This is a genomic window from Buttiauxella gaviniae ATCC 51604, from assembly GCF_001654835.1.
Taxonomy (GTDB): Bacteria; Pseudomonadota; Gammaproteobacteria; order Enterobacterales; family Enterobacteriaceae; genus Buttiauxella; species Buttiauxella gaviniae.
This window is the reverse complement of the sequence record NZ_LXEP01000031.1, coordinates 394,597-418,206: the sequence shown is the minus strand read 5'-3', so window position 1 is coordinate 418,206 and position 23,610 is coordinate 394,597. Positions and strand designations below refer to the sequence as shown.

The following is a 23,610-nucleotide window of genomic DNA, read 5'->3' as shown; positions in this document are numbered from 1 at the left end:
AATAAAAACCCCGCGAAGCAAGTCGCGGGGAGAATAACAACGAGCAACGATTAACCGTGGCGACGTTCGAAGTCGACCATAAAATTGGTTAACGCTTGTACGCCTTCGAGCGGCATCGCATTGTAGATGGATGCGCGCATTCCACCCACAACACGGTGGCCCTTCAATGCATGCAGACCAGCGGCAAACGACTCTTCCAGGAAGACTTTATCAAGTGCGCTATCAGCTAACTGGAACGGAATGTTCATGCGCGAACGGTTAGCTGAAGCAACATCGTTACGGTAGAAGTCGCTTTTATCGATAACACCATATAACAACTCAGCTTTTGCTTTGTTGATTTTGTCCATTACTTCGACGCCACCCTGCTCTTTCAGCCACTTAAATACCAGGCCGGAAAGATACCAGGCAAACGTAGGTGGGGTGTTAAACATGGAGTCGTTTTCGTTTAGCACGGTGTAGTCAAGAATTGACGGACACGCTTTATGCGCCTTGCCGAGCAAATCTTCACGCACAATAACTAACGTCAAACCCGCAGGACCAATGTTTTTCTGCGCGCCTGCGTAAATCACACCAAAGCGGCTGACATCCATTGGATGCGACAAAATAGAGGATGAGTAGTCAGCTACCACGACTTTATCGCCGAAATTCGGCGTTTCATGAGTCGCGATACCGTCAATAGTTTCATTCGGGCAATAGTGCAGGTAGGCACTGTTTTCAGAAACCTGCCACTCGCTCATCGGTTTGATGGCACGCAGGCCGTCGATGGTAACTTTGGCATCAATAACATTCGGAGTGCAGTATTTATGAGCTTCTTTTACAGCACTGCTCGCCCAGTAACCGCCATCAACATAATCAGCGGTAGTTTTGTCGCCCAGCAGGTTTAACGGTACACCAGCAAATTGGCCGCGACCACCGCCGTGACAGAACAAAACTTTGTAGTTTGAGGGGATTTGCAGGAGATCACGAAAATCTTTTTCAGCTTCTTCAGCGACCTCAATAAACTCTTTACCACGATGGCTAATCTCCATTACGGAGGTGCCTAAGCCTTGCCAGTCGCAGAGTTCAAGTTGCGCACGACGAAGCACTTCAGCCGGCAGCATTGCCGGGCCGGAACTAAAATTGTATACCTGAGCCATTTCCCCTCACCACGCTTAAAGCAATAAGTTTTATCACGCTATCGGTTTTATCACTCAGATGCAGAGGCTGCAACGGTTAATCAGGCATGGCTGGGTAATGTGCGCAAAATCACACAACATAATCAACTAGTGGCTGAATTAAATGCCCGATAACCGCCCGTCACGTCACTCGCGTGGCGGTACAGGCTTTGACCCAGAACTTGTGTTCACAACGTGGGCAAGGCGTTTCATCCCCGGCATTAAGTGTCACCACTTCGCTGCAGTGAATACAGGCGTAATCTGCATCTTCAGGGACTTTAAGAAACCGTTCGCAGCAGGGTTCGGGTAAAATAGGTAACCCCGGCCTGACGAGTTTATCGGGGAAAAAGTAGACGCTGATTTGACCGTTAGTTTCCAGTATGGCTAGCCGTACCTGCCCAAGATGTTCAACACCCACCAATCGTAGTTCCATAAAGAACTCAAATTCAGTCATGTTTTGCGACTTCATTTTTTCCCAGGCAAACTCGCCTTCTTCAATCAGAACCGAAGGTTTGCCTTCAAGCAGGTTTTCAAGTTTTTCGCTGTGGCTCATCAACCACATCACCAGGCGATAAAGCAGCCCCAGCGTGACGAACACAATCAAGACGGGCAACATGGGGACATCATGATAAAACGCCACATCGCCTGCCGCAGAGCCGAGTGTCAGAATGATCAATACTTCAAATAGCGACATCTGCCGAACACCGCGCCGCCCCGTTATCTTCAAAAATAGAAATACCAATATAAAGGTGTAGAGACTGCGTAAAGCGACTTCCCAAAGAAAATCGAGGGGAACGTCATTTAATGCCATCCGCTGGAGATCAAAGGACTTCATTTATACCGCCATAACAGTAGGTTACTGACAATAAGCATAGCCTGTTATGCTAGAACCGCCTGCATGCTGCTGACGATGGCGTCAGTCTGCTAAAACCCGTATCATTGCGCGCTTTGCGTACGACAAAAGTGAAACCTCATGACTCAAACCTTTATTCCTGGCAAAGATGCCGCTCTGGAAGACTCCATCGCTCGCTTTCAGACCAAACTCGCCGATCTTGGCTTTAATATAGAAGAAGCCTCCTGGTTAAACCCTGTACCGAACGTCTGGTCAGTGCATATCCGTGATAAAGACAGCGCGCTGTGCTTTACCAATGGTAAAGGTGCAACTAAAAAAGCTGCTTTAGCTTCAGCACTGGGTGAATATTTCGAACGTCTCTCGACTAACTATTTCTTTGCTGATTTCTGGTTGGGCAAAACCATCGCTAATGGCCCATTTGTGCATTATCCAAACGAGAAGTGGTTCCCAATCCCAGAAGATGAGCAACTGCCGGAAGGTATTCTCGACGATCGCCTGCGCGCGTTTTACGATCCAGAAAACGAAGTGACTGCAGGTATGCTTATCGACCTGCAATCAGGTAATGAAGAGCGTGGGATTTGCGCGCTGCCATTCACCCGCCAGTCAGATCAAGAAACCGTTTACATTCCGATGAACATTATCGGCAACCTGTACGTATCAAACGGAATGTCCGCAGGTAACACTGCCAATGAAGCGCGCGTTCAGGCACTTTCCGAAGTGTTCGAGCGCCACATCAAGAACCGTATTATTGCCGAAAGCATCAGCCTGCCAGAAATTCCACAAGAAGTGCTGGCTCGTTATCCGGGCGTGGTTGAGTCAATTGCTACCCTTGAAGCCGAAGGTTTCCCAATCTTCGCGTATGACGGTTCATTAGGCGGCAAATACCCCGTTATCTGTGTGGTATTGTTCAACCCAGCTAACGGCACTTGCTTTGCATCGTTTGGTGCTCACCCTGATTTTGGTGTTGCGCTGGAACGTACCGTGACAGAACTGCTTCAGGGCCGCGGTCTGAAAGACCTGGATGTGTTTACTCCACCAACCTTTGACGACGAAGAAGTGGCTGAGCATGCAAACCTGGAAACTCACTTCATTGATTCCAGCGGTCTGATCTCCTGGGATATGTTCAAGCAAGATGCTGACTATCCATTTGTTGACTGGAGCTTCTCCGGCACAACAGAAGAAGAGTTCGCCACGTTGATGGCAATTTTTGATGCAGAAGACCAGGAAGTCTACATCGCTGATTATCAGCATCTGGATGTTTATGCTTGCCGCATCATCGTGCCAGGCATGTCCGATATTTACCCGGCTGAAGACCTGCTGCTCGCAAACAACAATATGGGCTATCACCTGCGCGATACGATTTTGGCTCTGCCGGGTAGCGAGTGGGAGAAACAAGATTATCTGGGCCTGATTTCTCAGTTAGATGAAGAAGGCCACGATGACTTCACCCGTGTGCGCGAATTGCTGGGTCTGGCGACAGGTAAAGATAACGGTTGGTACACGCTGCGTATTGGCGAGTTAAAAGCCATGCTGGCTCTGGCTGGCGGCGATACCGAACAAGCGCTTATCTGGACTGAATGGACAATGGAATTCAATGCGTCTATTTTCAGCGCCGAACGTGCAAACTATTACCGCTGCCTGCAAACATTACTGCTTTTGGCAATGGAAGAAGACCGCCAGCCGCTGCAATACCTGAATGCCTTCGTACGCATGTACGGTGCAGAAACTGTTGAAGCGGCGAGTGCTGCCCTGAGTGGCGAAGCTGCATTCTATGGCCTGCAAGCTGTAGATAGCGATTTAAAAGCCTTCCCTGCTCATCAGGCGCTGTTAAGCGCGTATGAAAAATTGCAACGCGCAAAAGCGGCATTTTGGAAATAAAGTAACAAAAAGAAACTCAAAGGTGCGTAAACCATAATGTTTACGCTATATTACGGGGCGATTTTTATCGCCCCGTGTATTTATTGGCAGCGTAATAATTTCACTTGTGACTCAATAGTTAAATATTGGTGAAATATTATTAAGTGAAACTACAAATAATGTTGCCAAATTACTGAAATACTCCATTCTAATTAATCAAACACAGGAGCTTCGAGGTTAAATATCAAATTACACTATAAACTTTAAACTTTATTTTTATCATAAAAATCAATAATCTGAACTGAAAAATAGCTAAACACCTGCTTTTTTCAGGCCTATAAGCTTGGCGAGATATGATCCATATCAAATTTTACTCTATAATGCTTTGTTAGTATCTCGTCGCCGAATTAAATAAGAGAGAGTTAGTGTGAAAGCTGACAACCCTTTTGATCTATTGCTCCCAGCTGCTATGGCGAAAGTTGCCGAAGATGCTGGCGTCTATAAAGCAACAAAACACCCGCTAACCACGTTTTATTTAGCGATAACCGCGGGTATGTTCATCTCGATTGCCTTTGTCTTTTACATCACTGCTACTACCGGTACTGCAACAATTCCGTTTGGTATTGCAAAACTGATTGGCGGTACTTGCTTCTCCTTAGGACTTATCCTGTGTGTCATCTGCGGTGCAGACCTTTTCACTTCTACAGTGTTAATCGTTGTTGCTAAAGCCAGTGGACGTATCACTTGGGGTCAGTTAGCCAAGAACTGGGTTAACGTTTATATCGGTAACCTGTGCGGCGCTTTGATGTTTGTGGTGTTGATTTGGTTGTCAGGCATGTATATGACAGCAAATGGTGCGTGGGGTCTGAATGTGCTTCAAACCGCGGACCACAAAATGCATCACACCTTTATTGAAGCTGTGTGCCTCGGTATTTTAGCTAACCTGATGGTCTGTCTGGCTGTCTGGATGAGCTACTCCGGTCGCAGTTTGATGGACAAGATGTTTGCTATGATCCTCCCGGTCGCCATGTTTGTTGCTAGTGGTTTTGAGCACAGTATCGCAAACATGTTCATGATCCCTATGGGTATCGTAGTACGCAACTTTGCAAGCCCGGAATTCTGGACCGCAGTTGGGTCGTCTCCGGACAATTTCACACACTTGACCGTGTTGAACTTCATCACCGATAACTTAATCCCCGTAACTATCGGGAACATCATCGGTGGTGGTTTACTGGTTGGGTTGACGTACTGGGTAATTTATCTGCGCGGTGGCGATAAGCACTAAGTGCTAACTGTCGTGTAGGGAATAAGAAATCCACATTAGAAGGTAGGTGTTAAATGTCCGAACTTAATGAAAAGTTAGCCACCGCTTGGGAAGGTTTTGCTAAAGGCGACTGGCAGAATGAAGTCAACGTGCGTGACTTTATTCAGAAAAACTACACCCCTTACGAGGGCGACGAGTCCTTCCTGGCAGGTGCTACAGATGCAACTACCGCTCTGTGGGACAACGTTATGGAAGGCGTTAAACAGGAAAACCGCACTCACGCGCCTGTTGACTTCGACACTGACCTCGCATCCACCATCACCTCCCACGATGCTGGTTACATCAACAAGTCCCTCGAAACTATCGTCGGCCTGCAAACTGATGCTCCACTGAAACGTGCAATTATTCCGTTTGGTGGCATCAAAATGGTTGAAGGTTCTTGCAAAGTATACGGTCGTGAACTTGACCCAATGCTTAAGAAGATCTTCACCGAATACCGCAAAACTCACAACCAGGGTGTGTTTGACGTTTATACCAAAGACATCCTGAACTGCCGTAAATCAGGCGTAATCACCGGTCTGCCAGATGCTTACGGTCGTGGTCGTATCATTGGTGACTACCGTCGCGTAGCACTGTACGGTATCGACTTCCTGATGAAAGACAAATTCGCTCAGTTCAACTCTCTGCAGAGCAAACTGGAAAACGGAGAAGATCTGGAAGCAACAATCCGTCTGCGTGAAGAAATCTCTGAACAGCACCGTGCTCTGGGTCAGATCAAAGAAATGGCTGCTAAATATGGCTGCGATATCTCTGGTCCTGCTAAAAATGCTCAAGAAGCAATTCAGTGGACTTACTTCGGCTACCTGGCTGCGGTTAAATCTCAGAACGGCGCTGCAATGTCCTTCGGTCGTGTTTCCACCTTCCTGGATGCATTCATCGAACGTGACCTGAAAGCAGGCAAAATTACTGAGCTTGAAGCACAGGAAATGATTGACCACCTGGTCATGAAACTGCGTATGGTTCGCTTCCTGCGTACCCCTGAGTATGATGAGCTGTTCTCTGGTGACCCAATCTGGGCGACTGAATCTATCGCCGGTATGGGTGTAGATGGCCGTACTCTGGTTACCAAATCTAGCTTCCGTTTCCTGAACACCCTGTACACCATGGGGCCGTCTCCGGAGCCGAACATCACTATTCTGTGGTCTGAAAAACTGCCACTGAACTTCAAGAAGTTCGCAGCTAAAGTTTCCATCGATACCTCTTCTCTGCAATACGAGAACGATGATCTGATGCGCCCTGACTTCAACAACGATGACTACGCAATCGCATGTTGCGTAAGCCCAATGATTGTTGGTAAGCAAATGCAGTTCTTCGGTGCTCGCGCTAACCTCGCGAAAACCATGCTGTATGCAATCAACGGCGGCGTTGATGAAAAACTGAAAATTCAGATCGGTCCTAAAGAAGCGCCAATCATGGCTGACGTTCTGGACTACGATAACGTTCTTGACCGTCTTGATCACTTCATGGACTGGTTGGCTAAACAGTACGTCACCGCGCTGAACATCATTCACTACATGCATGATAAATACAGCTACGAAGCGTCTCTGATGGCTCTGCATGACCGTGACGTTGTTCGCACCATGGCTTGTGGTATCGCGGGTCTGTCTGTTGCAGCTGACTCCCTGTCTGCAATCAAATACGCGAAAGTTAAACCTGTTCGTGACGAAGACGGCCTGGCTGTAGACTTCGAAATCGAAGGCGAATACCCAATGTTCGGTAACAACGATTCTCGCGTAGATGATATCGCTGTTGACCTGGTAGAACGTTTCATGAAGAAAATTCAGAAACTGACTACTTACCGTAACGCTATCCCGACTCAGTCTGTTCTGACCATCACCTCTAACGTGGTTTATGGTAAGAAAACCGGTAACACCCCAGACGGTCGTCGCGCTGGCGCTCCATTCGGTCCAGGTGCTAACCCAATGCACGGTCGCGACCAGAAAGGTGCTGTTGCCTCTCTGACTTCCGTTGCTAAACTGCCGTTTGCTTACGCTAAAGATGGTATCTCTTACACCTTCTCTATCGTTCCTAACGCACTGGGTAAAGACGACGAAGTTCGTAAAACTAACCTCGCGGGTCTGATGGATGGTTACTTCCATCACGAAGCGTCCATCGAAGGTGGTCAACACCTGAACGTGAACGTAATGAACCGTGAAATGCTGCTGGATGCGATGGAACACCCTGAGAAATATCCTCAGCTGACCATTCGTGTTTCTGGTTACGCTGTACGTTTTAACTCCCTGACTAAAGAACAACAGCAGGACGTTATTACCCGTACCTTCACTCAAACCATGTAATTCACGGTTTGTCTGAAAAGGCGTACAATGAAGGCTCCACCTCGGTGGGGCCTTTTCTTATGTCAGAACCAGTTTTGCAAGATAACTGCTACGTTTAGGTTATCTCGCAAAATTGATTCGACGCGGCAAGACTCTATTCGACCGCGCTCAACCTGGTTCCTGCTTTTAAGGCATGGACCAATACTGGAGAGAACACCGCAATGTCAGTAATTGGCCGAATTCATTCCTTTGAATCCTGCGGTACCGTGGATGGTCCCGGTATTCGTTTTATTACCTTTTTCCAGGGCTGCCTGATGCGCTGCCTGTATTGCCACAATCGTGATACATGGGATACGCATGGTGGCAAAGAGGTCAGTGTTGAAGAACTGATGAAAGAAGTGGTGACCTATCGCCACTTTATGAATGCATCTGGTGGTGGTGTAACGGCCTCAGGCGGCGAAGCTATTCTGCAAGCAGAATTCGTACGTGACTGGTTCCGGGCCTGCCGTAAAGAAGGGATTCATACCTGTCTTGATACCAACGGTTTTGTGCGCCGCTACGATCCGGTAATTGATGAATTGCTGGAAGTGACCGATCTGGTCATGCTCGATTTAAAACAGATGAACGACGAAATTCACCAGAATCTGGTTGGCGTCTCTAATCATCGTACGCTGGAATTTGCACGCTACCTTTCTGATAAGAACGTTAACGTCTGGATTCGCTATGTTGTGGTACCGGGCTGGTCTGACGATGACGACTCAGCACATCGACTGGGTGAGTTCACACGTGATATGGGTAATGTAGAGAAGATCGAATTACTGCCTTACCACGAGCTGGGTAAACACAAATGGGTGGCGATGGGTGAAGAGTACAAACTTGATGGCGTACACCCGCCGAAGAAAGAGACAATGGAACGCGTAAAAGGCATTCTGGAACAGTATGGTCACAAGGTGATGTACTAAGTTTTAGATATCCGATTCGTCGCTCAATGCAAAAAGCCCCTTCGAGGGGCTTTTTTGTATCTTCAATTTCAGGCGTGGGCAACTGGTGTTGAATGAGGCCCTGCTTTGCGTAGCAGCATGAGTAAGTAGACAAACGCGACGCCTGCTATCATAACGAACAGCAAATTGTCCGAGAAATTTTGCATCAACATTGAGGTAAACGTTGGGCCAAGCAAGCTACCTACGGTATAGCTGAGCAGGAGAGCCTGGTTCATTGCTACCAACTGATGGTGCTCAACTTTCTCACAGGCCCAAGCCATTGCTACTGGATAAAGAGTAAACCCTGCCGCGCCTAGCACAAACAACGTAGGCCCCATCGCCGCATTGCTTAGCATTGCCAAGCAACCCAGAATCACAATAAATACCTGAACACGCAGCACCAGTAAACGGCCAAAACGATCTGCCAGGCGCCCTACCGGCCACTGTCCGACAATACCTGCACTGACCATCACCGCCATCCAGAAACCAATACCGGCATCGCTGACGCCCTGATGGTTTAGATACAGCGGCATCAACCCATAAAGGGAGCCGAGTACGATCCCGGAAATAATGCAGCCGTTCACGCCAAGACGTGCATGTCGCAGGCGCAGCATTGGCCAGACAGGCGTCACTTCCTGGTTTTCACTCCGATCATTCACAATGCGAGTAAACAACAGCGGAAGAATCGCGGTTAAAATAAGCGCCGTCACCCATGGTAGGACGCTGGCTAAATCGGTCGGCATTTTGCTGATCATCAATTGGCCTAACACCGTGCCAACGTAATAAACCATCATGTAGGCTGCCAGCAAGCGCCCACGATTGTGAGAAGTGCCGCTGCACATCAAGGCGCTTTCAACCACCACCCAAATCATCGCACAGCCGATACCCGCGATGAAACGCCACATCATCCAACTCCAGAAACCGGTCATCAGCCCCAATCCTGCACAACCCGCAGCAAAAATCAGCGAGGCAAGATAGTAGCTACGGTTGAAACCCTGACGTTTAATTAGCCATCCGGTCAGCAAAGTACCCACCAAGTTTCCAGTAAAGTACGATGAACCCACCATCCCGACTTGCCAGGTTGGAAGATTTTCGTGAGCTAACCAAAGTGGAACCAGCGTATTTAAAACCGCTATCGCCAGGGTCAAAAGCATCAGACCACAGAGCAAAAGCATCACTGGCCGGGTATAGGTGGACATGTAGAAACCGCGAGGAAGAGAATAATTTGTGCGCATCATGCCACTGGAAAAATGATTGTCAATCGAGTGCTGACGGGGCCTGGCACGATTTGAAAACTGTCGATTTGAAAAACTTATCTTACTTGTGAGCAAAGCATATAGACGAAATGCTATCTCTCTGTTTTTGATGGGATCAGGTATTGGGAATCGAAGCGGGTTGGATGAAAAATTTCATGGTAAATTGCATGATATTTTTTATCCGAAAAGATTAAATGCGCCCGAAAGCGCATTTAATCGCGATGGCATTAACTTGCGATAGCCATACCAACCGTCATATGCAGACCGTAGAACACACCGCGGCCGATTAGCTCACCAACAATAACCAACACGAAGGCGAATGTCAGAACTGCAGGGTTTGCCTGGCCACCTTTAAGTTGCGGGATAATCCAACAAGCTAATGCAAGCGCCAGCACCAACAAGCGCCATGACATCAATGCACCATATTCAGGAACCAGTGCAGATGCCTGCATGATTGAGCTGTGGATTGTCGCTAAATCCATACCCTGTAACATCACAACCACGGTACTTATTACAACAGCCAGCAATGAAATTGCAGGAAGAAGACGCATTCCCCAACCCGTTACGCCTGCAACGCGTAGCAGTAAGTAACCGAGCAGCGGCCCACCTATAAACATCGTCAGGAAGAAACTGAGCGGAGTATAAACACTATACCAGGTTGGTACGGTATCAATCAGGTAGACCTTACACATCATCCAGACAAAGAACACGCCCAGAATCATCGTCAGCATCATCCAGATTTTACCCAGTGCCTGCGGCATTTTGCCCAGCACGGTAACCAGCCACCAGAAACCACCCACCGCGAAGAAGACTGAGCCGCTGGCAATTTCATTACTGAGTGCTGATTCCCCGATGCGATTAAGCGAGTTGAAGGCGCGTAGTGGTGAGCCGAGATGCAGTACTGAGGCCATAAAACCAATGCCCATCAACACCCACAGCACGATCATTGCCCAATGCACACGCTTTTGCTGTACACGGTCGGAAACACCGGTCAGCAATGCTAATGCCATAACAATAAAACCACCCGCGACGCACTGCCCTAAAACCGTAAAGACCATTAGTGGCCATTCATGCCATCCGTTACCCATCTCACACCTCCTTCGGGTTTGCCAGATAACCGGTTTTATCCCCACATGGGCGGCTGTTGGCGTTAGGTTTAATGACAATATTTGGCTTAGTGAAATGTGCTGATGGCAGCGGAGCAATGGCTGCCTGTTCACCATACTTCGCGCGTAGTTCAGCAATCGGTGCCATATCTAGCGCACGTAATGGGCAGGATTCGACACAGACAGGCTTCTTGCCCTCAGCAATACGCTCATGACAGCCATCACACTTAGTCATGTGACCTTTTTCAGCGTTGTACTGTGGTGCGCCGTATGGGCAGGCCATATGGCAATAGCGGCAGCCAATACAAACATCTTCATTAACGACCACAAAACCGTCTTCACGCTTATGCATCGCACCGCTTGGGCAGACCTTGGTACAAGCCGGATCTTCACAATGGTTACAAGCAATCGACAGATAGTAGGCGAAGACGTTTTGCTGCCAAACCCCGTTGTCTTGTTGCCAGTCACCGCCAGCATATTCATAAATGCGACGGAAGCTGACGTCCGGGCCTAAATTTTTGTAATCTTTACAAGCCAGCTCGCAGGTCTTACAACCAGTGCAGCGGCTCGAGTCTATATAAAATCCGTATTGGGTAGTCATCAGCTATTCCTTACGCCTTCTCGACCTGGACGAGGTTACTGTGGGATGGGTTGCCTTTTGCCAGTGGCGACGGCCGCTGCGTGGTTAACACGTTAATGCTACCCGAGTGGTCAACTTTATTGGCATCCGGGCTATACCAGGCCCCTTCCCCCATCGCGACAACGCCAGGGATTATGCGCGGTGTCACTTTCGCATTGATTTGAACTTCCCCACGCCCATTGAAGATACGCACTATGTCGCCGTTCTTAATCCCACGTTGCTGTGCATCAATTGGGTTGATCCACATTTCCTGACGACAGGCTGCTTTCAACACATCCACATTGCCGTAGGTTGAGTGGGTACGCGCTTTGTAATGGAAGCCCGTCATCTGCAATGGCCATTTCTCGGCCAGCGGATCGCCAAAGTTTTCAAAGCCCGCACTGTAAACTGGTAGCGGATCGATGACGTCTCCTTCATTAAGTTGCCAGGTGGCTGCAATTTCGGCTAACTGTTCAGAATAGATTTCAATTTTCCCTGATGGTGTCGTCAGTGGATTCGCCGCTGGGTCTTCACGGAAGGCTTTATACGCCACGTGGTGGCCTTCAGGGTCACGCTGCTTGAAGATGCCAACTTTTCGGAATTCATCAAAACTCGGTAGGTCAGGAATCGCTTCCTGAGACTGCTGATAGAGATGACGCATCCAGCCTTCTTGCGTGCGCCCTTCTGTGAACTGTTGCTCAACCCCCATGCGTTTTGCCAGTTCAGTAGTCATCTCATAAATAGTTTTGCACTCAAAACGAGGTTTAATCACCTGATCGGCAAAAATCACATAAGCCATGTTGCCGCATGACGCATCGAGGCAGAAGTCCATCTGCTCAGATGCGGTGCAATCAGGCAGCAATATATCTGCGTATTTAGCAGAGGAAGTCATGTGGTTATCGATCACCACAATCATTTCGCATTTCTTGTCGTCTTGTAGGATATCGTGAGTACGGTTAATTTCTGAGTGCTGGTTAATCAGGCAGTTACTGGCATAGTTCCAGACCATTTTGATTGGCACATCGAGATTATCTTTGCCGCGCACACCGTCACGAGTTGCGGTCATTTCTGGGCCGCGCTCGATGGCATCCGTCCACAAGAACATCGAAATACTGGTTTGCACCGGATTTTCCAGCGTCGGCATACGCACAAATGGCAGGCTATAAGAGCCTTCGCGTGCGCCGCTATTACCGCCATTGATTCCCACATTACCCGTCAGGATCGACAACATGGCGATGGCACGTGAAACCAGTTCACCGTTTGAGTGGCGTTGTGGCCCCCAGCCCTGGCTAATAAAAGCAGGTCTCGCGGTGGCGATTTCACGAGCAAGTTTAATAATGCGGTCGGCAGGAATACCGGTAATTTGGGCCGCCCATTGTGGCGTTTTGGCCTGGCCATCGGCTCCTTCGCCAAGAATATAGGCTTTGTAATGTCCGTTAGCAGGAGCCGTTTTTGGAAGAGTTTTTTCGTCGTAACCGACACAGTATGTATCGAGGAATGGCTGATCAACCAGATTTTCAGTGATCATTACCCATGCTAAAGCTGAGATAAGGGCGGTATCAGTACCCGGACGAATTGGAATCCACTCATCTTCACGCCCGGCACCGGTATCGGTGTAACGAGGATCGATGATAATCATGCGAGCATTAGATTTTTCGCGAGCCTGCTCAAGATAGTAAGTCACCCCGCCGCCACTCATACGCGTTTCGCCAGGGTTATTGCCAAACAGCACGACTAATTTGCTGTTTTCAATATCAGATGGGCTATTGCCATCCGCCCAACCGCCGTAGGTATAGTTCAGGCCAGCGGCAATTTGTGCAGTTGAATAGTCGCCATAATGGTTGAGATAACCGCCACAGCAGTTCATCAAACGGGCGATTAATGTTGACCCTGGTGGCCAGGAGCGGGTCATGGTGCCACCCAGCGTACCGGTGCCGTAATTCAGGTAAATAGCTTCGTTGCCGTACTCTTTGATAATGCCTTTCATGCTATTGGCGATGGTATCGTAGGCTTCATCCCAACTGATTTGCTCAAACTTCCCTTCTCCACGCGCACCAACACGCTTCATCGGATATTTCAGGCGGTCGGCATTATAGACGCGACGACGCATTGAACGACCACGCAGGCACGCGCGGACCTGATGCAACCCTTCGTAGTTATCATCACCGGTGTTGTCTGTCTCAACATATTTGATTTCGCCATCCGCCACATGCATACGAAGTGGGCAACGGCTACCGCAGTTTACTGTACAGGCGCTCCAGATAACTTTTTCAGCATCTGTTTGTGTATCAGCGGCAGTCTGTGCAAAAGCCAGGCGGCTAAAGGGAAGTGTTAATGCTCCACTCGCAGCGGCAAGACCACCGATAGCTGTAGTTTTCACCAGCTTACGGCGACTCACTTGTGCGGTAAGGACCGCATTAGAAGTTTTCTCTTTCATAATGACCCACTTGTTTAGTGCTCACATTTAAACAAGCTGGCAACGGTTGCTGACTAAATTGCGGCATGCGTATCCATTGCTCAGCCCAAAAGAGAAAGGAGTGTATTGGTTTATGTCAGGGCCACAATTGGTAGTCCAGTTACATCATGTAATCTGAAACCATCAATTGATAAGGACGCCGAATGAATTGTATTAATAATCACCACTCTCTTTCTGGGAGAGATAATACTCATATAGGGGTATTTGTTATTGTCTGGTGTCAATAAAGGCAGATTATCTATGGGAATGAGAATATTTACGGCATAAAAAAAGCGCCCGCAGGCGCTTTTAAGCAATTAAATAGCACTAATACATTAGCCGATGTACTCAAGCCCTTTCATGTAAGGACGCAGCACTTCCGGAACTTCGATACGACCATCTGCTTGCTGGTAGTTTTCAAGTACCGCAACCAGTGTACGACCTACAGCCAGACCAGAACCGTTCAGGGTATGCACCAAACGAGTTTTCTTATCTGATTTGCTGCGGCAGCGAGCCTGCAAACGACGCGCCTGGAAATCTCCGCAGTTGGAGCAAGAGGAGATTTCACGGTAAGTATCCTGCCCAGGCAACCACACTTCCAGATCATAAGTTTTGACCGCGCCAAAGCCCATATCACCAGAACACAACAACACTTTGCGGTATGGCAGATTCAATAACTCCAGCACTTTCTCCGCGTGGCTGGTCAACTCTTCCAGTGCTTCCATAGAGTCTTCCGGACGCACAATCTGCACCATCTCAACTTTATCGAACTGGTGCTGACGGATAAGACCACGCGTGTCACGACCGTAAGTACCCGCTTCAGAACGGAAGCATGGGGTATGTGCGGTCATTTTCAGCGGCAGAGCATCTTCATCGAGAATTTCATCACGCACCAAGTTGGTCAACGGCACTTCTGCGGTTGGGATCAACGCGTAGTTGCTTGCATCAGCTTCTTCTTCCAGCGGACGAGTATGGAACAAGTCACCAGCAAATTTAGGCAATTGGCCTGTACCATAAAGCGTGTCGTGGTTTACGAGATACGGAACATAGTTCTCAATATAACCATGCTGCTCAGTATGCAGGTCAAGCATGAACTGGCTCAGGGCGCGGTGCAGACGAGCAATTTGCCCTTGCATCACAACAAAACGAGCACCGGTCAGTTTAACAGCAGATGCGAAATCCAGACCTTTAGCCATTTCGCCCAGCGTCACGTGGTCACGCACTTCAAAATCGAATTTACGCGGCTCACCCCAGCGGCAGATTTCAACGTTTTCGCTGTCATCTTTACCCATCGGCACGCAATCGTCCGGGATGTTAGGCAACGTCAGCGCGATGTCGCGGATCTCTGCAAGCAGGATATCAAGTTCAGTTTTCGCTGCATCCAGCTCTTCACCCAACTGGTTGACTTGCAAACGCAACGGCTCTATATCTTCTCCACGCGCTTTCGCCTGGCCAATGGATTTCGATCGCGAGTTACGTTCAGCTTGCAGATTTTCAGTTTTCACCTGCAATACTTTACGACGCTCTTCTAAAGAGCGCAGCGTTTCTACATCCAGCTTGAAGCCTCGGCGTGCCAGTTTTTCAGCGACTGCGTCTGGCTCTGTACGCAGTAGATTGGGATCGAGCATGCTTATCCTGTGCTTATCGAATTAAATGAAGGGGATGCGGCCACAGATTGCAACCACAGTGATAGTTTTCCTAACCTTACCGCAACGTCTGCTTTAGCGGTAGCGTTTTGTCGGGCTATTTTGATCCTGTTCAGCAAGCCAGGCCAGCTTTTCGCCAATCTTGCCTTCAAGACCTCTGTTTGTCGGCCGATAATAGCGCGTTTGTGCCATTTCCTGCGGGAAGTAGACCTCGCCGGAAGCATAGGCATTGGTTTCGTCGTGAGCATAACGATACTCCTGACCGTACCCCATCTCTTTCATCAGCTTGGTTGGTGCATTGCGAAGATGGACAGGAACGTCATAATCCGGGCGTTCACGGGCATCCGCCATGGCCGCCTTGAATGCTGTATAAACCGCATTACTTTTCGGCGCACAGGCCAGATAAACAATTGCCTGAGCGATAGCACGCTCACCTTCGGCAGGGCCTACGCGGGTAAAGCAATCCCAGGCAGAAATAGCGACCTGCATGCCACGAGGGTCAGCATTACCGACATCTTCCGAGGCAATCGCCAGCAAACGGCGAGCGACATATAAAGGGTCGCCACCCGCGGTGATAATACGCGCATACCAGTACAGAGCTGCATCAGGTGAAGAACCCCGCACCGACTTGTGTAAGGCGGAGATAAGATCGTAAAAACGGTCGCCTTTATTATCAAATCGCGCACTGCGTTCACCAGCAATTTCGGTCAAAAGCGCAATTTGTAGAACGCGGTTGCCGCTCGCATCGGTTTCAGCCATATCAGCCATCATTTCCAGCGTGTTCAATGCACGCCGGGCATCACCGTTGACCAGTTCTGCAATAGCAAGACGCGTGTCATCGGGCAGGACAATGTTTTGCCCGCCATACCCACGCGCAGAATCGCTCATCGCCTGGCTCAAGACTTTTTCAATGTCTTCAGTGGTCAGCGATTTAAGCAAATAAACGCGTGCACGCGAAAGCAGTGCTGAGTTCAGTTCAAATGACGGGTTTTCTGTGGTTGCGCCGATAAACGTAATCGTGCCGTCTTCAATGTGCGGCAAAAAAGCATCTTGCTGGCTTTTGTTGAAGCGATGGACTTCGTCGACAAATAGAATCGTTCGCCGCCCCGCGTTGCGATTCTGGCGCGCACGCTCTATGGCTTCGCGGATTTCTTTGACGCCTGAAGTGACAGCCGAAATGCGTTCTACATCGGCGTCAGCATAGTGAGCAATCACTTCAGCAAGCGTAGTTTTGCCCGTACCTGGAGGTCCCCATAAAATCATAGAATGGAGATGCCCCGCTTCGATTGCTTTAGGAAGCGGTTTGCCTGGAGCGAGCAGATGTTGTTGGCCGATGTATTGCGCGAGGTTCTCTGGCCGCATACGCGCAGCCAGAGGTTTGAAGGTATTCTCAGAAAAATCGAGCGACAGGTTGCTCACTCATACCTCTACTTACGTTGGTCGTCCACCGTCACACCAGCAGGCGGGGTAAACGTAAACTTGCTCATATCAACCGCACCATTTTGCTGGGTTTTCAGCGCATAGCTGCTGCGTTGATCGTCTTGCTCAATCGCGCTGAATTGATGGATAGTGCCATCGCTTCCGACATTAATAGTGAATTGCTTGAGATTGCCGGCGCTGGTTTTTGGAGTCAGTACAAAATCATCACCGCTTTGTTTAATGTTGTATTGCTGCCAGTCACTGCTCTGGTTGCGCGCAATCAACATAAACGGTGTATTACCGGTGGCATCTTTCAGCCAGGTCGCACTGACTTGCTCAACAAACGGGTTGTAGAACCACAATGTTTTGCCGTCAGAGACCAGAATACTTTCATCAGGTTGAGTCATGTGCCAGTTAAAAAGGTTTGGACGTTTAACCCACAAATCCCCCTGGCCTTCCTGAACAGCCGCGCCACTACCATCGGTCACTTTCTGCGTGAAGCTGGCGTGGAAGCTGCTGACCTTATCCAGACGCGTTTTCAGGTCGCCTGCGGCATCAGCCCAGGCAGCGGTTGCGGTAAGAGCGGTCAACAAAGCACAAGTAATAGCGATTTTTTTCATTATGATCCCTTTAAATACACGCACCACAAAACGAATACACAGTGGCATTTCTGCTGCCCACTCTAGTCGAGAGCCATTCTGTAGCAACAGAAGAATAAGCTGATTTTCCGGTAATTTACCCATCTTTGCAAAAGAGTCTCAATCACGACTCTTTTGCACAGGGTTACTCAAATGGCGGTGGCGCAAGCACTTCGCGGTTACCATTATGCCCCTGTGGACTCACGATACCCTGCGCTTCCATCTGCTCAACAATTCGCGCCGCACGGTTATAACCAATGCGGAACTGGCGCTGAACACCAGAAATTGAAGCTTTACGCTTTTCAACCACAAACGCGACAGCCTGATCAAATAACGGGTCGAGTTCTTCATCACCGTCAAGACCGCCACCTGCACCGCCTTCACTTTCGGTATCTGAAGTAATACCGGTGATATATTGTGGGCGGCCACGTGCTTTCCAGTCCTGAACAACTGCATGCACTTCCTGATCACGAACAAACGCACCATGCACACGCACTGGCAGCGTAGAGTTTGGCCCGGAATAGAGCATATCGCCCATCCCCAGCAGTGACTCAGCACCGGCCTGGTCAAGAATAGTGCGGGAGTCAATTTTGCTCGACACGGTAAACGCCACACGCGTAGGAATATTGGCCTTAATCAAGCCGGTAATCACGTCTACAGATGGGCGCTGAGTAGCCAGCACTAAGTGAATACCCGCAGCACGCGCTTTCTGCGCCAAACGAGCGATCAACTCTTCCACTTTCTTGCCGACCGTCATCATCAGGTCGGCAAACTCATCTACCAGCACGACGATATACGGCAGTTTCTCAAGCATTGGATGAGAAACTTCCATGCTGTCGCCCGGCTTCCAGAATGGATCTGGGATTGGGCGACCCATACGTTCAGCTTCCAGCACGCGTTCGTTATAACCCGCCAGATTTCGCACGCCTAGCGCGGACATCAGCTTGTAACGACGTTCCATTTCGTTAACGCTCCAGCGCAATGCATTGGCAGCATCTTTCATATCTGTTACGACTTCAGTTAACAGATGTGGAATGCCTTCATACACTGACAACTCAAGCATTTTCGGGTCGATCATAATAAAGCGCACTTCGTCAGGTGTGGCTTTATACAACATGCTGAGGATCATGGCATTAACGCCAACGGACTTACCGGAACCGGTCGTACCAGCTACCAGCAAGTGAGGCATTTTTGCAAGATCGGCAATCACCGGCTCGCCGCCGATGTCTTTGCCCAACACCACTGTTAGCGGCGAAGTACTTTCACGGAATTTGGCACAATCGAGCACTTCGCGTAGGTAAACGGTCTGGCGCTTTTTGTTTGGTAATTCCAGGCCCACGTATGGTTTACCCGGAATAACCTCTACAACACGCACCGCGACAGTCGACAACGAACGCGCCAGGTCACGAGACAGGTTAGAAATACGTGCAGCTTTAACTCCCGGCGCTAAATCAAGTTCAAAGCGCGTGATTACAGGGCCTGGAGAGTAATCCACCACATCGGCTTTAATACGATAATCCGCAAGACGAGCTTCAACCAGACGCGCCATTTGCTCAAGAGCAAAGGTATCTACTGGCTCAATTTCCGCAGGTGGAGACGTCAGCAAGTCCAGAGATGGCAACGGCGTGGTTGGGCGCTGCAACGGACGGTCATCACCATTACGCATCAAGAAAGGATGGATCAAACTCTCTTTGAATGACGGGGCGGTAACTGGTGCAGGTGTCGGTTGTTGTTGGACATGCGGCTGCGGAACAGCCTGCCAATTTTGCGATTGCTGCACAGGAACCGGTTCTTCAACGTGACCCGGCGTAAACAATGGCTCACTAGGTCCATCGTTCACTAACGTTTTCATTGGCGAGAAATCAAAATCATCCAATGAGAACGGAACATTATTTGGCTGTTGTTGATTCGGTTGCTGCTGGGGTGCTGAATAACGCTGTTGCTGTTGTGCAGCGAACTGGCGCGCTAATTCAACCTGCTCAGCCTCATCTTCGTCTTGCTGCAAAGAGTCGTCTTCATACTCTTCGCCGTAACGCTGTTGTTGCTGGGCTGCAAACTGGCGAGCAAGTTCATGCTGTTCCATTTCTTCGGCATCGTCAGCATAGTCTTCTTCAATATCCATACCATTCTGGCGACGCGCTTCTTCTTCAGCCATACGCTGCGACGGCAACTTAATTCCGTAAGAGGCGAGTTCACGACGTGTCGGCACACGTACACGATTTGGACGTGGTAACTGAGGGCCAATCCCCTCTTTAATCTGAGGGCGCGGCGCATCGCTGGCAATGCTGAATACCGGACTAAAGGCAGCCACAGCACTCGCAACTTTTGCCGCATCTTTGACACTTTGAGGAACAGGTGGAGCCGCTACAACAGGAATCTCAGGCAAAACGCCAGAGAAGCCCTGAGGAATAGCTGTCGCTTCAAAGCGTGAAGAATCGGTTACAGACGTTGAGGCAAAAGCAGGAGAGCTGTCATAACCGTAAGGATCAGGTTTTGGCTCATTAACCGGTTGATACCAGGCAGCTAGTTGTTCACGCTCACGAGCACGTTTCGCTTCGACTTCTTCAAAATGATAGAGAGGCGGGCGAACGGCCGGTTTTATCTCTTCAACCGGCTCAGGCTCAACAATTGGTTGCGCTGGGGTTGGATCATAATAAATTGGCTGAACCGGAGCTTGTTCAACAACTGGCTGCACCATTTCTGGCTCTGACCAATGGCTGGTCACCTGTTGAGGGTTGTATTGTTCCGCGGCGCGAGGCGCTTGATAACTTTCAGGTGTCGGCGCAAGCACAGGCTCAGGTGTTACCGTAGTCGGTGCCGGCTGCCAGGCAATAGCCGGAGTCTCTACTACTTCCGGCGCAGGCGTAGCAACAGGAGATACGGTACCTGTCGGCATCACCGGGGCGGCGTAAGCTGGGTTCGCCATAGCGGCCGCAGCAGCGACTGGCGCAACGATAGACTGCCCGTGTAATAACGGATCGTACTCATCGCTTTCCGGCAGCGTTGCTTTATTACCAGAGAACAGTACGTCATCTTCCGGCTGAGTGGCTTTGTTGGACGAGAACAGAACATCATCCTCGGCATCATCCATACGCTTACCAGAAAACAGCGCTGAATCTGTTTTGCGTGCGTTTGGATTAGCGAATTTTTCTGAGATGCGTTGCTTGCGGGCCAGTGCGCCACGCAAAATACGCGCACGACGAGACTCACGCTTTTCTACTGCTGGCGCGTGTTCGTCATCATTTTCTTCTTCGTCGTCGTAATCATCGTCCTGCCAGGTGTTATCCCGACGAGTGCGGTTGCTGGCAAACGTCAGCACGCTTAAAGTCGCGCTACCAATTTTCTCAGCGATCCCGACCCAAGACCAACCAGTAAACAACGTTAACCCTGCCGCCCACACGCACAACAGTGCAATAGTGCCGCCACTGCTGTTAAGCAATGGCATCATTGCTGTACTCAGCAAGCTACCAATTACCCCACCGGAGGCAAAATACCAAATATCATCGGCGTTAATTGAAGCAAGGCCGCAGGCGGTAAGAACCATAGCCAACACGCCTATCAGGCGTAAGGAAACGGCAAAATAATCAATAAACTCTTCGTTATCCCGATTGCGGAAAGTAAACCAACACGCACCGATAATGATAACCGGGATGGTGTAGGCCATTACGCCAAAAATAAACAGCAGTGTATCGGCCAACCACGCACCTGGCATCCCACCTAAATTATGGATAGGTTCATGCCATGCGGTTTGTGACCAACTGGGATCGGAAGGATTAAAACTGAGCAACGCCACCATCAAATAGACGGCAAAAATGGCAACAAGGAGCAGTAAGGCTTCTAATGCCCGACGCCCGCTGCTGAGTTTCCTCAATGTAACTTCTTTTTCTTCGGTGTATTCCTGGCTCAAGTAAGACTCTCCAGGTCCTTAATAACTATGGAGAGCAACAGTGCCGGGCATTCCCGGCACTGTTGCTGTATGAATTACCAGGAGTGTAACCAAAATACGCAGATTTTGCACCTGGCCCGTGTTAACGGGTCTTAATAACCAGACGATTGCTCTGTTTGACCTCTTCCATGACCACATAGGTACGGGTATCGTTCACACCCGGCAGTCGCAACAAGGTTTCGCCTAGTAATTTGCGGTACGCTGACATATCAGGTACGCGGGTTTTCAACAGGTAGTCGAAATCACCGGATACCAAATGACATTCTTGAATTTCTTCAAGTTTTTGAACAGCGGCGTTAAATTGCTCAAACACATCTGGTGCGCCACGATTCAGAGTAATCTCAACAAAAACCAGAAGTGATGCATCCAGATAATGCGGGTTCAGCAGAGCTGTGTAGCCCTGAATGAAACCCTGTCGTTCCAGGCGACGCACGCGCTCAAGGCACGGAGTCGGTGAAAGCCCTACTCGCTTCGAAAGCTCGACGTTGGAAATACGTCCATCCTTCTGCAGCTCGTTTAGAATGTTACGATCGATGCGGTCGAGATCTTTGCCAGGGCGCTTCTTACTATCTACCATTATTATTGTCTCTCTGTGTTCCTTCCTTCACCTGCCATAACCCGGGCAACGTCAATGTTCCGAGTGTACGTGAGAAGACCGGTGCCCAATGGCCGCCATCGACATCACTTATGGCGTCTGTCCACGCCATGAGTAGATTTCAATAACCCGGTAAAATTGCATCAGGTATGCGTGATTATTTTGCAGCTCTCATACCAAATGTTTTTCTTCCTCGAATGTTTTCGCAAATGCTTAGCGGATTGTCAAAGCAAAACATCGAAATTTAGTGGAACGTGCCATATATCCGGGACAGTTGACGATTATTCATCACTTTACCTGCGTGACTAATTACCCTATTCAGATGGATTTTTATGCGCTTTCAGTGAATTGTTCTACGGCTGATTGAGTACAGCTATTGCACATATAGTTAACAAAATCGCTGCACCCTTTTTTTACCCCGCCAAATTCCCTACAATCCCTCGATTGTCTGCCAACGAACAATGAGGATCTCATGGGCACCGCTAAACACAGTAAATTGCTAATTCTTGGCTCCGGCCCTGCGGGCTACACCGCAGCAGTCTACGCGGCGCGCGCCAACCTCAAGCCCGTTTTAATTACCGGGATGGAAAAAGGTGGCCAATTGACCACTACGACTGAAGTCGAGAACTGGCCGGGTGATCCAAATGACCTGACTGGCCCAGCTCTGATGGAGCGCATGCACGAGCACGCAACCAAATTTGAAACCGAAATTCTGTTTGATCACATCTCTAAAGTTGATCTTCAGAATCGTCCATTCCGACTGACGGGTGACAGCGGTGAATACACCTGTGATGCATTGATCATCGCAACCGGCGCCTCAGCACGTTACCTGGGTCTGCCTTCAGAAGAGGCATTTAAAGGCCGTGGTGTTTCTGCCTGTGCTACCTGTGATGGTTTCTTCTATCGCAATCAAAAAGTGGCGGTCATCGGTGGTGGTAACACCGCAGTTGAAGAAGCGCTTTATCTGGCAAACATTGCCTCTGAAGTGCATTTAATTCACCGCCGTGACAGCTTCCGGGCTGAGAAAATCCTGATTAATCGACTGATGGATAAGGTGAAGAACGGCAATATCGTACTTCACACTAACCGCACGCTGGATGAAGTAACTGGCGATCAAATGGGTGTTAGTGGTTTGCGTCTGCGCGATGCGCATAATACTGACCAGACGGAAGAGTTAGAAGTTGCGGGTCTGTTTGTTGCTATCGGTCACAGCCCGAACACTGGGATTTTTGACGGTCAGCTAGAGTTGGAGAATGGTTACATCAAAGTGCAGTCCGGTATCCACGGTAATGCCACGCAAACCAGCATCCCTGGTGTATTTGCAGCTGGTGATGTTATGGACCATATCTACCGCCAGGCAATTACCTCAGCAGGCACAGGATGTATGGCTGCATTAGATGCTGAGCGTTACCTGGACGGACTCGCTGAACAGAATAAGTAACTCTCGTAACCCATAGCGACAGTTTGAAGATACGTAAAGGCGACT

At 49.3% G+C, this 23,610-nt stretch carries 16 protein-coding genes; 5 read left to right on the top strand and 11 right to left on the bottom strand.

Annotated elements, in window-relative coordinates; genetic code table 11:
* Window positions 1–50: 50 nt before the first annotated feature.
* The gene (gene serC / locus M977_RS17740) at window positions 51–1,136 is read right to left on the bottom strand and encodes a 3-phosphoserine/phosphohydroxythreonine transaminase (RefSeq protein WP_064517514.1); all 1,086 of its coding nucleotides are present in this window, start codon (window positions 1,134–1,136) and stop codon (window positions 51–53) included.
* Window positions 1,137–1,296: 160 nt separating this feature from the next.
* Window positions 1,297–1,989, bottom strand: coding sequence for a DUF421 domain-containing protein (locus tag M977_RS17735; protein ID WP_064517511.1), 693 nt, complete (start codon window positions 1,987–1,989; stop codon window positions 1,297–1,299).
* A 138-nt stretch (window positions 1,990–2,127) separates the two neighbouring features.
* On the opposite strand from M977_RS17735, the gene ycaO reads away from it, so the two are divergent.
* From ycaO to pflA, 4 genes are all read left to right on the top strand, one after another.
* Complete coding sequence (gene ycaO / locus M977_RS17730) at window positions 2,128–3,885, top strand: 30S ribosomal protein S12 methylthiotransferase accessory factor YcaO (protein ID WP_064517507.1); 1,758 nt, start codon at window positions 2,128–2,130, stop codon at window positions 3,883–3,885.
* Window positions 3,886–4,291: 406 nt separating this feature from the next.
* Entirely contained in the window at window positions 4,292–5,149 is an 858-nt protein-coding gene (gene focA, locus M977_RS17725; RefSeq protein WP_064517504.1) for a formate transporter FocA, read from the top strand.
* Between the two features lie 53 nt (window positions 5,150–5,202).
* Window positions 5,203–7,485 (top strand): formate C-acetyltransferase, encoded by a 2,283-nt coding sequence (pflB, locus tag M977_RS17720; RefSeq protein ID WP_064517500.1) that lies wholly within the window; start codon window positions 5,203–5,205, stop codon window positions 7,483–7,485.
* A gap of 200 nt (window positions 7,486–7,685) precedes the next feature.
* Entirely contained in the window at window positions 7,686–8,426 is a 741-nt protein-coding gene (gene pflA / locus M977_RS17715) for a pyruvate formate lyase 1-activating protein (RefSeq protein WP_064517497.1), read from the top strand.
* A gap of 68 nt (window positions 8,427–8,494) precedes the next feature.
* On the opposite strand, the gene M977_RS17710 is transcribed toward pflA, so the two are convergent.
* The 9 genes from M977_RS17710 to lrp form a co-directional block, all read right to left on the bottom strand.
* Window positions 8,495–9,643 carry an MFS transporter gene (locus M977_RS17710; protein ID WP_064517495.1) on the bottom strand — a complete coding sequence of 383 codons (1,149 nt, stop codon included), beginning with the start codon at window positions 9,641–9,643 and terminating at the stop codon, window positions 8,495–8,497.
* Between the two features lie 284 nt (window positions 9,644–9,927).
* Complete coding sequence (locus M977_RS17705; RefSeq protein WP_064517491.1) at window positions 9,928–10,788, bottom strand: dimethyl sulfoxide reductase anchor subunit family protein; 861 nt, start codon at window positions 10,786–10,788, stop codon at window positions 9,928–9,930.
* 1 nt (window position 10,789) lies between these two features.
* Window positions 10,790–11,407: a DMSO/selenate family reductase complex B subunit gene (locus M977_RS17700; RefSeq protein ID WP_064517490.1), complete on the bottom strand. Its 618-nt coding sequence runs from the start codon at window positions 11,405–11,407 to the stop codon at window positions 10,790–10,792.
* A 10-nt stretch (window positions 11,408–11,417) separates the two neighbouring features.
* Window positions 11,418–13,862, bottom strand: a complete 2,445-nt coding sequence (gene dmsA, locus M977_RS17695; protein WP_064517487.1) for a dimethylsulfoxide reductase subunit A — start codon at window positions 13,860–13,862, stop codon at window positions 11,418–11,420.
* A 353-nt stretch (window positions 13,863–14,215) separates the two neighbouring features.
* On the bottom strand, window positions 14,216–15,508 hold the full coding sequence (serS, locus tag M977_RS17690; protein WP_064517484.1) for a serine--tRNA ligase: 1,293 nt from the start codon (window positions 15,506–15,508) through the stop codon (window positions 14,216–14,218).
* A gap of 93 nt (window positions 15,509–15,601) precedes the next feature.
* Window positions 15,602–16,945, bottom strand: coding sequence for a replication-associated recombination protein A (locus tag M977_RS17685; protein ID WP_064517481.1), 1,344 nt, complete (start codon window positions 16,943–16,945; stop codon window positions 15,602–15,604).
* 8 nt (window positions 16,946–16,953) lie between these two features.
* On the bottom strand, window positions 16,954–17,565 hold the full coding sequence (lolA, locus tag M977_RS17680) for an outer membrane lipoprotein periplasmic chaperone LolA (protein ID WP_064517684.1): 612 nt from the start codon (window positions 17,563–17,565) through the stop codon (window positions 16,954–16,956).
* 163 nt (window positions 17,566–17,728) lie between these two features.
* Entirely contained in the window at window positions 17,729–21,490 is a 3,762-nt protein-coding gene (locus M977_RS17675; protein WP_064517478.1) for a DNA translocase FtsK 4TM domain-containing protein, read from the bottom strand.
* A 121-nt stretch (window positions 21,491–21,611) separates the two neighbouring features.
* Window positions 21,612–22,106: a leucine-responsive transcriptional regulator Lrp gene (gene lrp / locus M977_RS17670; protein ID WP_000228469.1), complete on the bottom strand. Its 495-nt coding sequence runs from the start codon at window positions 22,104–22,106 to the stop codon at window positions 21,612–21,614.
* A gap of 490 nt (window positions 22,107–22,596) precedes the next feature.
* Here lrp and trxB point away from each other — a divergent pair, with 490 nt between their 5' ends.
* On the top strand, window positions 22,597–23,565 hold the full coding sequence (gene trxB / locus M977_RS17665; protein ID WP_064517474.1) for a thioredoxin-disulfide reductase: 969 nt from the start codon (window positions 22,597–22,599) through the stop codon (window positions 23,563–23,565).
* The last annotated feature ends 45 nt before the right edge of the window (window positions 23,566–23,610 follow it).